Here is a 12,953-nt window from a genome sequence, read left to right as displayed (position 1 = left end):
GAAGCGATTGCCTGTTTAAAAGCGATGGAACATCAACTGGTTCCTCCAACAATCAATCATTTCACTGACGATGAAGAAATTGACCCACGCTTTAATTTAACGTTCAATACGGCTCAGGAGCGATCTATAACAACCGTGATGAGCAATGCGTTTGGGTTTGGAGGACATAATGCCATCATCATTTTCCGTAAACTTAGCTGAGTCGTGCAACTCGCTCTGCCCCGTAGTTTATTCAATCCACTAGAGTGGTTTCGGTCTGGCAACAGCGATCCGCGCAAGAATCTGCGTCGCTCAATTGCCCATATTATTGGTGCCCGACCATCAAATCTAGGACTGTACCAATTGGCACTACGGCACACGTCAGCGTCAAAAGCAACCGCTATTGAAGGATTTCGGGAATCGAACGAACGGCTCGAATATTTAGGTGATGCCGTATTAGGCATGGTTATTGCCGAGTTTCTCTTCAAAAAATACCCCTACAAAGACGAAGGTTTCTTAACCGAAATTCGCTCCCGAATTGTAAATCGGGAAACACTAAACGGCATTGCCCGTAAAATTGGCCTCGATCAGTTGATTGAATACGACGGAAGCCGGACACGTAGCTTACCCGCCCGCACCTCTATGTATGGCGATGCGCTCGAAGCCTTAGTGGGAGCCGTATATTTAGATAAAGGATTCCGGTTCTCGCGCCAATTTATCCTAAAAGACCTGCTCTCGCATTATGATATCGAATCGGTCGTGCAGAACAATGGTAACTACAAAAGCCGCCTGATTGAGTGGGCGCAACGGGAGGGCAAAGAAATTCGCTTTGAGATCGTTTCGGAAAAAGGTAATAGCCACTTCCGTGAGTTTATTGCCCAGGTACTTGTTGATGATGAAGCATTCGCTACCGGTAGCGGCTACAGCAAGAAAAAAGCCGAACAGGCTGCCGCCGAAAAGGCATTTGAACTCCTAGCCATTAAGTAAGTCTTCTTTACGCTACATTTTTTGTAGATTTTGAGCTATAGCTCACCCAGCCACCTCCATTAATATTCTTTCTTAAAGTATCCTTAGTTGTTTTGTTTTGCGACATCTTGTCAACAAAAAGGCCATTTCCTGGCATTTAGAATGACAAAATGACTGGAATAGCCCTTGCGTTTTAGTTGGCATAAAGTTTGAAAAATGACAGGTATAATCTGTTTAACTTATTGTTTAACACTAAAACCAACAGATAGTCATGAATACGTTAGTGCGCTCGAACAACAGCTATCCGTCGTTGATCGAAAACTTTTTTGGCCGCGACGTGAACGACTTTTTTAACACTAGTTCGTCCTCCCTCAGCAACGTTCCAGCTGTCAATGTAGTAGAACATCAGGACGGCTTTCGGATTGAAGTAGCTGCACCTGGGTTAAAGAAAGAGGATTTTAAACTCAACCTGAACCACAACAACCTTACAATTTCGGGTTCTCAGGAAACGCATAAGGAGGAACCGGACACAAGCAACCAGGGAGCAAATCGGGAGCGGTACACTCGCCGGGAGTTCAGCTATTCATCCTTTCAACGGACGTTTACACTACCAACATCTGTTGATGCCGACAACATCCGGGCGTCTTATACAGATGGCTTGTTGAAGATTGAGATTCCCAAACGAGAAGAAGCCCAAATAAAGCCATCAAGGCAAATTGAGATTGGTGGATAATGCGTTGATAAAGTACCTCCTGACAAAGCCCGTGAGGGAGTTCTCACGGGCTTTGTTTTAGAGTAAATTTAGCCTAACAAAGCCTTGTTAAATTTTGTTAAGGACCCACAAGGCCTGGATTTTTCGGAAGCGACTTTCCGTTATACCAACAGACGCAGTAAAACCGTCGTCAACACAAAAAGAAAGCAATTAGATTTTCCCATTTAAACATGAAAAGCAACTGGAAATTATTAGCGTTGATGGCCCTCCTGTCGAGTGCAATAACGCTGGCCGCTTACAACCTGTTGGGATTCAACAACCGGGATGTAATTTTTAACGAATCGTCGCCAATACCCACAATTACGGGTCGTCTGGCCTCTATGCCAGGTGGACCATCAGCTGTACCTGGCGATTTCTCTACCGCAGCAGAAGCCGTTACACCAATGGTTGTTCACATCCGCACGACAATGACTCGCACGGTTCGTCAGCAGCAAATGCCCGACATTTTCCGGGAGTTCTTTGGTGATGAGTTTGGTGGCCAGCGTCAGCCTCGCCGTCAACAGGGACAAGCCTCTGGCTCGGGTGTAATTATTAGTAAAGACGGCTACATTGTTACTAATAATCACGTTGTGCAGGATGCTGATGAGGTTGAAGTTATCATGACTGATAAGCGCAGCTTTAAAGCGAAAGTGATTGGTACCGACCCACTGACAGATCTTGCTGTCATTAAAGTAGAAGCCAATAACCTGCCAGCAATTACACTTGGTGATTCGGATGCACTTAAATTAGGCGAATGGGTGCTCGCCGTTGGTTATCCGCTCGACTTGGAATCGACTGTTACAGCCGGTATTGTAAGTGCCAAAGGACGCCGGATTGGTATTCTGGATCAGGATTTTGCCCAACGTCAGGGCCAGCAGGGACGGACAGAAAAGCAAGGGGATACACCCGTAGAGGCCTTTATTCAAACGGATGCAGCCATCAACCCTGGTAACTCGGGCGGTGCCTTAGTGAACTTGCGTGGCGAACTAGTTGGTATCAACTCGGCTATCGCATCAGCTACGGGTTATTACAGCGGCTATGGTTTCGCAGTACCTGTATCGCTGGTTAAGAAAGTATCAGCTGATCTGCTCAAGTATGGTAACGTACAACGTGGTTACCTTGGCATCCTGCCTGTTGAATTGAACAGCACGGTAGCTAAAGAAAAAGGTGCGAAAGTAGGCCGCGGTATCTATGTAGAAAACGTGGTTGAAAAAGGTGCCGCTGAAGCCGCTGGTCTTAAGAAAGGGGACGTTATCGTAAAAATGGAAGGCCAACCCCTTGATTCTGATGCGCAAATGCGTGAAATCATTGGTCGTCGTCGTCCAGGAGATGCAATTACAGTTACGATCAACCGAGATGGTACCGAACGTGATGTTAAAGTTGAACTTCGTAACCGGAATGGTGGGCGGGAGCTTATCAAGAAAGAAGAAGTTACGGCGTCGACTGCATCGTTGAGCACACTCGGTGCTCAGTTTGAAGAACTATCTGCTCAAGATGCTAAACAATTAGGCGTAAGTGGTGGTGTTCGGGTGAAAAAAATCATGGATGGCAAGTTGGCAGAAACTGATGTTGAGGAAGGTTTTATAATCGTGAAAGCAAACGGTAAAAACGTTAAAAGCACGAAAGATCTTCAAGCCATCATGTCGGCCGTGAAGGAAGGGGAAGGGCTAATGCTCATTGGTATGTACCCTAACAGTTCACGGATGTACTACTATGCTGTGCCTGTTTAAGGAATAAAAGGGAGTACAGAGAAGAGGGGGAGTAAAGGGAATGCTGTTATCCCTTTACTCCCCCTCTTCTCTGTACTCCCTTTTATTCCTTACTCTATTCGAAGTAATTTAAGATCTGATGACCGCTCTTAGCAAGCAGTTGGTCACGTCGGAAGAGATCAATATCAGCCGTCATCATATCTTTCACCAGAGCAGGTAAATCATATTTTGGTTTCCAGTTCAACTGTGTCATGGCTTTCGTTGGATCGCCAAGTAACAGGTCAACCTCCGTTGGGCGGAAATACCGTGGATCGATACAAACAACCGCTTTGCCTACTTCAACTGGAAACTCCGGGTTGGTCGAACTTACAACCGTTCCAACTTCCTCAACGCCTTCGCCATTGAAGGCTAGTTCAACACCGATTTCAGCAAATGCCATCCGTACAAAATCCCGAACGCTGGTGGTTACACCGGTTGCAATCACATAATCTTCAGGCTTATCTTGTTGCAGAATAAGGTACATAGCTTCGACGTAGTCTTTAGCATGACCCCAGTCGCGCAGGGAATCCATATTACCCAGATACACCTTGTCTTGCAGGCCAAGTCCAATACGCGATACTGCACGAGTGATCTTACGTGTCACGAAGGTTTCACCCCGTAGTGGCGACTCGTGGTTGAATAGAATTCCGTTACAGGCAAACATATTGTATGCCTCCCGATAGTTAACTGTAATCCAATAGCCGTACAATTTAGCTACAGCATAAGGAGACCGGGGATAAAACGGGGTTGTTTCTGACTGGGCGTGTCCTTGAACACCACCATAAAGTTCAGATGTCGAAGCCTGATAAATACGGGTCTTTTCTGTCAGGCCTAATAACCGAACGGCTTCCAAAATGCGGAGTGTCCCAATGCCATCAACCTGAGCGGTATATTCAGGTTCATCGAAGCTTACCCGCACGTGCGACATCGCACCAAGATTATAAATCTCGTCAGGCTGTACTTCCTGGATTATGCGGATAATATTCGCTGAATCAGACAGGTCTCCATAATGAAGCTTTAAAGGCACTTTTTTCTCATGTGGATCTTCATACATATGGTCAATCCGCTGTGTGTTAAAAAGCGAGCTACGGCGCTTAATTCCGTGAACTTCATAGCCTTTCTCCAACAGCAATTCGGCCAGATAGGCCCCATCTTGTCCGGTAATCCCGGTAATTAGCGCTTTTTTCATATCATCCTAAACAGGTCTTGTCCAACACTTGAAATTGTGGAAAACTAATCAAAGTTAATGGATCACCATTAAATCTTATCACTTACTTTATTATTAGGCTACGTCGAATGTCCACTTTATCAGGCTGTAACTGCGCTGATGTAATCAACCGACGGATTGATGTATAGTATCGTTCGGCATCTAAACGACGCATAAAGTCACCGACTTTAAGCTTGTAAGTCGGCTGGTTGTAGCTTAGGTAGGGGCTCAGTTCAGGGAAATTCTGGGAAATCATCAATTTAGCCGCATCGGCTTCCTGACGCTGATTGCCAACATAAACCTGAATCCTATAGCCTGGTGCATAACGAATCGTTCGATTATGAGTGGCAATTGTATCTAGCACCAGATCAAGCCGCCGGTTAATATGCAGAGCTTCGACCGGTGCAGTCGATTTACGGCTGTCAGGTCGGCGGGTTGTAGTTGTGGGCGTTGTGGCTGATGCAGTTGGGCGATTTGCAACGGGCGCACTACTTGCGGCTACACCATACACAGGACGTACCGAAGCTAAATCTTCGTTGTAGCTGTTATAATCGGTGGTCGAGCGGCCTGAGGTAACTGAACGGCTACCTGCACAACCAGCCAGTGTCAATATACCCAGTAAGAACAATCCACTCACGTTGTAATACATACTCATCGATAAATAAAACGCTAAAATAGCCATTTTGTCATTTCAATACCTGAATCCCATACACTCAGGTACTAACCCGTGCCGGATTTTAGCTAATTTTGGCTATTCACCAGAACTATTCCATGCTGAATATACAAAGCCACGTATCGCTCAAACCCTACAATACATTCCGGATTGATGCCAACGCGCGGTATTGGGTTGAGATTAGTAACGAAGAAGACCTCCAGACCTTACTTCAACTGTCTGACTATATTGATACACCTAAACTGATTCTTGGGGGAGGAAGTAATGTATTGCTATGCCAGAATTTTGAGGGTTTGGTGGTTAAAATTAACATTCAGGGAATCGACATTAGTCGGGAAGACGACGATCATGTTTATCTAACAGCGGGTGCAGGGGTCAACTGGCATCAGTTAGTTCTATTTTGTGTAGGAAAGGGCTATGCCGGCATGGAAAACCTATCCCTCATTCCGGGTACAGTTGGCGCAGCTCCTATGCAAAATATTGGTGCCTATGGGGTGGAGTTGGAGCAGGTATTCGAATCGCTCACTGCGGTCCATGTACTAACCGGAAAAAAACAAACCTTTACCCATGCCGACTGCGCATTTGGCTATCGGGAAAGTGTTTTCAAACGGGAGCTGAAAGGCCAGTACATCATTACAAGCGTCACATTTCAATTAAACAAGCATCCAACGTTTCACACGCGTTACGGGGCTATTCAGGAAACGTTGACGACTATGGGTGTATCAGAAGATAAACTAAGCATTAAGGCAATTAGTGAGGCTGTTATTCATATTCGTCGTAGTAAACTCCCTGATCCGGCACAAATTGGTAATGCAGGCAGTTTTTTCAAAAATCCGGAAATTCCCAAATCCCAGTTTGATTCATTAAACGATCAATATCCAGCCCTTCCCGGTTATCCTGTTAGTGATGAGCTGGTGAAAGTGCCAGCAGGTTGGCTGATTGAGCAGGCGGGTTGGAAAGGTTATCGCTCTGGCGATGCAGGTGTTCATGCCAAACAGGCATTAGTGTTAGTCAACTACGGCAATGCCACAGGTGAGGAAATTCTGGCTCTTGCCAAACTGGTGCAGGAGTCCGTTCAGGAGAAGTTTGGGATATCTATCTCGCCTGAAGTCAATATAGTCAAATGAGTGGCGTGAGTGTAGTAAGTTCATTTTCAGGCCACTTACTACACTCACGCCACTCATTTCACAACTCCCTTACTCAAAACAAAGCGAAGCGGCACCAAGCAAGCCAGCATCATTTCCGAGCGTGGCCTTCTTGATGCTCAAGCCATTTTTATAATAAGGATTGAGCCAATAATCAAGTGTTTTAGTAACGGCAGGTATAATGTAATCAAATGAAGCTGACAAGCCTCCGCCAATTAGCACCTGCTTGATGTCCAGAATTTTAATGAGCGCAGCCAGGCCCTCGCCCAACATCTCTCCGACTTCCGTCCAGATTTGTAAAGCCAACTCATCACCTTCGGCCGCAGCTGCTACCAAGCCGGTTGTTGAGATACTACCATCATCCGCTAAATGAGTTTCACCCTTAAATTCACTCCGACGTTCATTAGCTAAGTCAAGGAGTTCTTTTTTGCCAATATTACGTTCGAGTACACGGCCATTGCGAGAAGGTATATGACCTGGCTCCATAGCGTTGCCATCCCCTCCGGTAAATATTTTCTTGTTGATGATAGCAGCACCGCCGACACCAGTACCAAGCGTAATGAAAATGTAGTTTTCAGTAATTTTTTCTTCGGCAAAGTAGTACTCGCCCAAAGCAGCAGCATTGGCATCATTGGCCAGAAAAAATTGGGTGCCCGGAAACCGTTTACTTAACAGATCCACCATGGGAATACCATTGATTTCTGGAATAGCCGTAATTTCAAGTGGAACCGTTCGCTCGCGATTGAGCATACCCGGCAAACCAATCCCTACTTTTTTTACATCTTTATTGCTTAACAATTGCAGAGCAACCGCATCACCAAATCGCTCGACAAAATGGCCTGATTCGCGCCAGCTGATGGTGTCGTGGCTATAAAAATTGGAAATCTTACCGGTATTCGCATCGACAATACCCATTTTGACGTTCGTACCGCCGACGTCAATACCTAAATACTCAACGGAAGCCATTCGTAGCAATAATCAGTTTAACAGTGAACAATTAGCAGAGATTAGGAACGTGAAGCAGGGTGCAAGATACGAAAAAGTAGTTACGGGACCTCCCGTACCCCACATAGTCATTGGTTACCCACTTTATAGCTACCACTAAATATCACCCAACTGAGGGCGAATAAGAATTTCTTCCATTACGGCACCAGGCGAAAGCGAGTAGGCAGCCCAGGCGCTGTTAGCCACATCTTCGGGCTTCATAAATCGCTCTTCGGGCAGGTCGGTGCCTTCCCAACTGGCCGTGAGTGTTGCGCCAGGCAAAATAGCTGTCACTTTCACGCTATGCGGTTTTAGCTCCTCTCGTAGCACGCGGCTCATTCCTAATAGGGCAAATTTAGAGATGCAGTATGAGCCACCATTAGTATAAGGGGTAATGCTGGCCGTGGAGCACATCATGAAAATATGCCCCTGCCGACGCGAAATCATGTCTCCAACCAACCCACGTGTGAGGTGATATGCACTGGCAACATTGGTATTCATCAATTGTTCAAAGGTTCCTTCGGCCTCATTATGAATTTGTCCCGGCTGAAAAACGCCCGTATTATTAACCAGTACATCTACAGGACGGTTGAGCGATTGAATATAGCCAAGCAGCACATTGACTCCAGCTCTTGTTGACAGGTCAGCGGCAATAGGTAGTAATTTAGACGTCGATTCAAATGAATTTTCTAGTCCTTCAACAGAACGGGCGCAAATAATAGCGTCGAAACCTTCAGCTACAAACCGGTCGGCAATGGCGCGGCCAATCCCTTTGGTTCCGCCAGTTACTACAATTAGTGGATTCATTAAAATTTTAGTCAGTTTTATCCTTAAAGTCAAAGAGACCAATAAGGTTTAGCCTACGGCGCAAGTTACGTAGAAACCATTCTATCTTTACAGGGGTTCTTCCCGGTAGATAATACCGACTTGGCAAGAGCAAGGTCGGTTTGTTTTGCTACACGATTTATGTCTCGATTAGGTAATTACTTCATTTTTCTGGGCACTCTCTTCCGCAACCGGGAGAAACTCCGCGTTTATTTGAGCCTTATTCTGAACGAATGCACTTCTATTGGTGTCGGCTCTGTATTTATTGTCGCGTTGGTTAATACATTTATTGGAGCGGTAACCTGCGTACAAACGGCCTATAACCTTACCAATCCTTTCGTACCTAGAAATATAATCGCGCTTATTGTACGCGACAGTTCCATCCTGGAATTAGCCCCAACACTATCCTGTATTGTACTGGCGGGCAAGGTAGGATCAAACATCGCCAGCGAGATAGGTACTATGCGAATTACAGAACAGGTTGATGCGCTTGAAGTTATGGGAATCAATTCCAGTTCGTATCTCATTTTACCAAAGGTTATCGCGTCTATACTAATGTTCCCCCTCCTGGTCATCATGGCTGGTTTTTTAGCCATTTTGGGTGGTTATATTGCCGGAACGCTAGCTGGTGTCATATCGTCGGAAGATTATGTATCTGGTCTACGTTTCGAGTACAAGCCGTTCGGCGTTACGTTTGCGCTCATTAAGACGGTCGTATTTGCCTTTCTTGTCTCTACCATTTCAGCTTATCAGGGCTATCGGGTGAGCGGTGGTGCGCTCGAAGTTGGCGCAGCTTCTACTGCGGCTGTTACCAATAGTTGTATTGCCATTGTGGCCGCCGACTTTATCCTGACTCAAATGCTGCTAACTTAAAGAGTGAAAGAGGGAATGAGCGAAAGAGTGGCTGACGCGTCCATTTCCGCTCACTCCCTCTTTCGCTCTTTCGCTCTTTATCATGATTGATATAAAAAACATATCGAAAACCTTCGGTGATCGGCAGATTTTGACGAGCATCAACGGATCGTTCAAACCTGGCGACACAAGTTTGATTATTGGTGGTAGTGGTACCGGAAAAAGTGTACTACTTAAATGCATGATTGGCTTGATTAAGCCCGATACAGGCGAAGTCCTCTATGATGGCCGTGATTTTTTAACAAGTAACCTTGAGGAACAGAAGGCCATTCGGCGGGAGATGGGTGTCCTGTTTCAGGGGTCAGCTCTATTTGACTCGAAGACCGTTCTGGAAAATGTTCGGTTTCCGCTCGACATGCTGACCAGTCAGCCCGAAGATGAAAAACTAGAACGCGCTCATGAGTGTTTGCGTCGGGTTGGGTTGGAGGCTGCCGCCGACCGTATGCCGTCGGAAATCAGTGGTGGTATGAAAAAGCGCGTTGGCATTGCCCGAGCTATCGTCCTGAATCCTAAGTACCTATTTTGCGATGAGCCCAACTCAGGTCTTGACCCGCTAACATCCATTAAGATTGATCAGCTAATCTCCGAAATCACGGATGAATTTAAGATTACAACGGTAGTCATCACGCATGATATGAATTCAATGATGGAGATTGGTGAACAAATCATGTTTTTATATCAGGGCAAAAAACTCTGGGAAGGCAACAGTGACACGCTTATCCATTCGAACGTGAAGGAACTAAACGAGTTTATCAACGCCAATAAACTCATCCGGGAAATGGAAAAGTGAGGATGCTATATAACTCCTCCTATACCCCTGGCTTGGTGAGATAAATAACCGGATCAAAAACGAGCAAATCACCCGTGGCATCTACCAGGACATTCTGGTCATGCAAATCTTCGATAAAGAGGGTCTGATCAGCGTTTGTATAATTATCTTCATACCGGCGCACAAAGCCTAGCTTATTCATTAATGCTTTAACCTCATTTTGGGTAGCACCTCGAATTGCTCGCAAGGCTTTCTGGGAAAGAACAGGGCGTAATTGAGGAAATTCATCACCTAGCTCAACGACCAGCATCAAGCCTTCCAACCAATAAATCGTATCAGGGAAGAGCCAATTATGCAAGGCCAGGCGCTCAAAATATTCCAGATAGCTTGTGTGAAAAGCTAAGTTGTTGCGTTTGTAGAAAACGCCATTCTGTTGAAAAATCTGATGCTCACCACCTTCAATGCGCCCATAGTCTATCCACCGATTCGTAAACGCTTCGCTATCTAATAACAGGTCATCGTGAGTAGCCAACTCGAATAAAGCTGAAGCCTCTTGCTTCCGGATATACTCGTTCAATGCCCGCCAACTTTCACTGCCTGGCGGCTCTGTTCGGCTATACGTTTGATTTGCTCTATGGACTCTTCGGGTGACATCGAGGGCTGCTCGGAGACTTTCCTGACTAATCGCTCGTTCCGCGCTTTGTGGAAGTCGTTCAATTCGATCTCTTTGGCTTTCTTCATCGGCGTAGGATTGGGCATTTTTATAAAGATAATAGGTCCAGGAATGAATTGTTTAGAATCGCCACCGTGCCTGTACCTTTACTTCCGTTTTGTGTGGAGCATCAATCTGGTCGAGATCGGAGCCAACGGTATCCTGGTTGGTAAGGTCGGTTCTGGCCCAACGCATCCAGATATCCAAATGACGGCTTAGGCTATACTGCGCTAATAAATAATGCCGGACACCTCGGTTGAAGTAGGCCGGAAATGAGAATGCATAGAGTACATCACGCTCATATACATACTGCCGACTATCGTAATCATCGGTGCCAAATAGCGCTACTCGCCCACTAATGCTCAGCCGCCGGTAATCCAGCGTTGCATCCTGCACTAGTGCAAACCCACGAGAAACGGGTTGGCCTGAGTAAGCAAATCCGCCCCACTGCACTCGTGAGCGTAACGATACCCCTCGCACCAATGTGTATTCGGCATTGAGTGCGTAATTCCGGCGGATTGTTCCGACCACATCTTTGATCTTATCAATCGTTAAGTTCTTCTGCTTATGTTCTTCATGGTAGACGGCATAAAACGCCGTTTTTCGATTTGGCGTGTAGCGGGCCTGGAGCAGATAATCGAACCCGTTGGATGGTTTATCAACCAAATATTTTAGCCAGGGAAAATTGAAGTAGTCCAAAAATCCACCAACTGTCAGCTTGCGGTAAATAGTGTATTTCAATCCCAGATACGCTCCTGACTCGTTTATGCTTCGACTTCCTTCGCTGAACGCATTGCTATAAAAACTGTGGAAATTGCGGTCGTAATGCCGCAGTACGACGGCCATATCCAGCTTTTTAGTCAGGCTCGCTAAAGCACCGCCTATTGCGCCAACACCTCCTGAATTCGTTGCAGAACCGCTACTACGTGCTATTTCACCAAATAGGTTCCAGTTATGCCAGATGTAGCCCCCGTGAAGGCCAACAACCAGGTTGTGCTTTCCAGTAAATTCATATTGGTTGTAGGCTAAGTCGCGCTTCTGTAGAAATTTATCGAAAGAGGTACGGAGTATAGTTAGGCCCAGTTGAAACTGGTGGCGGTTATGATACAATAGATGCGCCCCAAGATTAGTCTCTACTAAACTACCCTGATCATCAATCTCAGATTGCGTCCGATGAAGACCGGACGTTTGCAGGGAGGTCGCTATAACTCCCGTTCCCAAACTATCCTGTGCCAGGTTGGCATCACGCCGGTTCCGAGCGGCTAACAGCGTTAGATCCATTGTTTTGTGTAAGGCATAGGTGGCTGTTGCACCCCGAAAATAGCCATATTCCGTTAGTGAGGTATAGGGACGTGCCCCAAGCGTGGGTCTACGAACGGTCTGTACTGTCTCGGCACTTTTACCTAGAACAAATCCGGCAGATAAGACCAAACCTTGCCCAACCTGCATTTGATAATCGCCCAGTAAGATATTTCGCCAGCGGCCCCGATTTTGTACCTGAGCGTGAAACGAACTATAATCAGCACCATAACGATGCACCGAAGGCTGCCAGTTTATTCGCTCACCGGGGTCTTTCTCCATCGTGAACCCAATACTGAAAGCACGAGGCCGGCTGTACCGATAACGAGCATACCACTGTCCGGAATTACCCAGATAGCGCGTCGGGAGGTTTCCTTTTTTGTCGGGAGTAGCTTCTGAAAAACCCTTTTGCTGTTCCAGAATCTGCTCATAGCGCAAAATAAGGTAGTTATCAGTTGGTGTCGGTAAAGCACCAAACAGACCAGGGGTTCCGGCTACCATTACGAAAGGCAACAAACGCCGAATTGTTGGTAAGTCGAATCCAGGTACGGCCTGTAACTCGTAAATGGATAAAAGATCCCCGAACTCAGCACGGTAGTTTGCCAAACTAGTCAATTGGCGCTCGGACAAAAGATACGTTGTCTGAAGCTCGTCCCGAGTTGCTGTATTCAGATCGATGGGATTGGCATAGAGCTGCGTCAGCGCATCGTATACAGACTCATAGTCAATACCCTCCGTTTGTACGGGAAACAAATCCTGTAAATATCGGCTAATATCGCCCGACCGATCTATTCTTCGGCTTGAAGGCGTGCTGAGTTGGCAGAATGCAGGAATAGTGGCCAGCCATCCGACCACTATGAGTAGGGAAGCAATTCGCAAAATCCTTGTTGTTCAAGTGCTAAACGTATAAAACCCTTCCTGGTAAGTCATCCATCTATTGAACCTAATCGCCGGAAAAGGCTGACGATAAGTAAGACGAAATC

The 12,953-nt window shown here is 46.2% G+C and carries 13 protein-coding genes and 1 pseudogene; 7 read left to right on the top strand and 7 right to left on the bottom strand.

The features are described from left to right. The 4 genes and pseudogenes from ACYVGO_RS01810 to ACYVGO_RS01795 form a co-directional block, all read left to right on the top strand. A pseudogene (locus ACYVGO_RS01810) lies at positions 1 to 201 on the top strand (beta-ketoacyl-[acyl-carrier-protein] synthase II); the annotation flags it as partial. Between the two features lie 3 nt (positions 202 to 204). Then, positions 205 to 966 carry a ribonuclease III gene (gene rnc, locus ACYVGO_RS01805; protein WP_460967132.1) on the top strand — a complete coding sequence of 254 codons (762 nt, stop codon included), beginning with the start codon at positions 205 to 207 and terminating at the stop codon, positions 964 to 966. Between the two features lie 250 nt (positions 967 to 1,216). Next, positions 1,217 to 1,678 carry an Hsp20/alpha crystallin family protein gene (locus tag ACYVGO_RS01800; RefSeq protein ID WP_460967131.1) on the top strand — a complete coding sequence of 154 codons (462 nt, stop codon included), beginning with the start codon at positions 1,217 to 1,219 and terminating at the stop codon, positions 1,676 to 1,678. A gap of 209 nt (positions 1,679 to 1,887) precedes the next feature. Beyond that, positions 1,888 to 3,426, top strand: coding sequence for a Do family serine endopeptidase (locus tag ACYVGO_RS01795; RefSeq protein WP_142770143.1), 1,539 nt, complete (start codon positions 1,888 to 1,890; stop codon positions 3,424 to 3,426). A 94-nt stretch (positions 3,427 to 3,520) separates the two neighbouring features. On the opposite strand, the gene gmd is transcribed toward ACYVGO_RS01795, so the two are convergent. Beyond that, complete coding sequence (gmd, locus tag ACYVGO_RS01790; protein ID WP_142770142.1) at positions 3,521 to 4,633, bottom strand: GDP-mannose 4,6-dehydratase; 1,113 nt, start codon at positions 4,631 to 4,633, stop codon at positions 3,521 to 3,523. 82 nt (positions 4,634 to 4,715) lie between these two features. Beyond that, positions 4,716 to 5,300, bottom strand: a complete 585-nt coding sequence (locus ACYVGO_RS01785; RefSeq protein ID WP_460967128.1) for an SPOR domain-containing protein — start codon at positions 5,298 to 5,300, stop codon at positions 4,716 to 4,718. Between the two features lie 122 nt (positions 5,301 to 5,422). On the opposite strand from ACYVGO_RS01785, the gene murB reads away from it, so the two are divergent. Further along, positions 5,423 to 6,451 carry a UDP-N-acetylmuramate dehydrogenase gene (gene murB / locus ACYVGO_RS01780; RefSeq protein WP_460967126.1) on the top strand — a complete coding sequence of 343 codons (1,029 nt, stop codon included), beginning with the start codon at positions 5,423 to 5,425 and terminating at the stop codon, positions 6,449 to 6,451. A gap of 69 nt (positions 6,452 to 6,520) precedes the next feature. Here the strand turns inward: murB and ACYVGO_RS01775 are convergent, their stop codons facing one another. Both ACYVGO_RS01775 and ACYVGO_RS01770 read right to left on the bottom strand, forming a co-directional pair. Continuing rightward, positions 6,521 to 7,435, bottom strand: coding sequence for an ROK family protein (locus tag ACYVGO_RS01775; RefSeq protein ID WP_460967124.1), 915 nt, complete (start codon positions 7,433 to 7,435; stop codon positions 6,521 to 6,523). 135 nt (positions 7,436 to 7,570) lie between these two features. Further along, entirely contained in the window at positions 7,571 to 8,260 is a 690-nt protein-coding gene (locus ACYVGO_RS01770) for an SDR family oxidoreductase (protein WP_460967122.1), read from the bottom strand. Positions 8,261 to 8,419: 159 nt separating this feature from the next. On the opposite strand from ACYVGO_RS01770, the gene ACYVGO_RS01765 reads away from it, so the two are divergent. After that, positions 8,420 to 9,151, top strand: coding sequence for an MlaE family ABC transporter permease (locus tag ACYVGO_RS01765; protein WP_142770138.1), 732 nt, complete (start codon positions 8,420 to 8,422; stop codon positions 9,149 to 9,151). An 82-nt stretch (positions 9,152 to 9,233) separates the two neighbouring features. Next, positions 9,234 to 9,980, top strand: a complete 747-nt coding sequence (locus tag ACYVGO_RS01760; RefSeq protein WP_460967120.1) for an ABC transporter ATP-binding protein — start codon at positions 9,234 to 9,236, stop codon at positions 9,978 to 9,980. 19 nt (positions 9,981 to 9,999) lie between these two features. Here ACYVGO_RS01760 and ACYVGO_RS01755 read toward each other — a convergent pair whose 3' ends face one another. Genes ACYVGO_RS01755 through ACYVGO_RS01745 form a run of 3 tightly spaced genes read right to left on the bottom strand, consistent with a single transcriptional unit; the run spans position 10,000 to position 12,849 of the window. Then, on the bottom strand, positions 10,000 to 10,536 hold the full coding sequence (locus ACYVGO_RS01755) for a putative polyvalent protein kinase domain-containing protein (protein WP_460967118.1): 537 nt from the start codon (positions 10,534 to 10,536) through the stop codon (positions 10,000 to 10,002). Beyond that, complete coding sequence (locus tag ACYVGO_RS01750; RefSeq protein WP_142770135.1) at positions 10,533 to 10,718, bottom strand: hypothetical protein; 186 nt, start codon at positions 10,716 to 10,718, stop codon at positions 10,533 to 10,535. The genes ACYVGO_RS01755 and ACYVGO_RS01750 overlap by 4 nt, the downstream gene beginning before the upstream one ends. Before the next feature lie 34 nt (positions 10,719 to 10,752). Beyond that, the gene (locus tag ACYVGO_RS01745; protein WP_460967115.1) at positions 10,753 to 12,849 is read right to left on the bottom strand and encodes a ComEA family DNA-binding protein; all 2,097 of its coding nucleotides are present in this window, start codon (positions 12,847 to 12,849) and stop codon (positions 10,753 to 10,755) included. Between the last annotated feature and the right edge of the window lie 104 nt (positions 12,850 to 12,953).

Source organism: Spirosoma migulaei, assembly GCF_054776855.1.
The sequence above is the reverse complement of the archived record's forward strand: the minus strand, read 5'-3'. Positions and strand labels throughout refer to the sequence as shown.

Coding starts and splice junctions, on each gene's coding strand:
- ACYVGO_RS01750 (WP_142770135.1), bottom strand. CDS start 10,718: ATGCCCAATCCTACGCCGATGAAGAAAGCCAAAGAGATCGAATTGAAC.
- ACYVGO_RS01775 (WP_460967124.1), bottom strand. CDS start 7,435: ATGGCTTCCGTTGAGTATTTAGGTATTGACGTCGGCGGTACGAACGTC.
- ACYVGO_RS01760 (WP_460967120.1), top strand. CDS start 9,234: ATGATTGATATAAAAAACATATCGAAAACCTTCGGTGATCGGCAGATT.
- murB (WP_460967126.1), top strand. CDS start 5,423: ATGCTGAATATACAAAGCCACGTATCGCTCAAACCCTACAATACATTC.
- ACYVGO_RS01785 (WP_460967128.1), bottom strand. CDS start 5,300: ATGTATTACAACGTGAGTGGATTGTTCTTACTGGGTATATTGACACTG.
- ACYVGO_RS01770 (WP_460967122.1), bottom strand. CDS start 8,260: ATGAATCCACTAATTGTAGTAACTGGCGGAACCAAAGGGATTGGCCGC.
- ACYVGO_RS01795 (WP_142770143.1), top strand. CDS start 1,888: ATGAAAAGCAACTGGAAATTATTAGCGTTGATGGCCCTCCTGTCGAGT.
- ACYVGO_RS01800 (WP_460967131.1), top strand. CDS start 1,217: ATGAATACGTTAGTGCGCTCGAACAACAGCTATCCGTCGTTGATCGAA.
- ACYVGO_RS01765 (WP_142770138.1), top strand. CDS start 8,420: ATGTCTCGATTAGGTAATTACTTCATTTTTCTGGGCACTCTCTTCCGC.
- gmd (WP_142770142.1), bottom strand. CDS start 4,633: ATGAAAAAAGCGCTAATTACCGGGATTACCGGACAAGATGGGGCCTAT.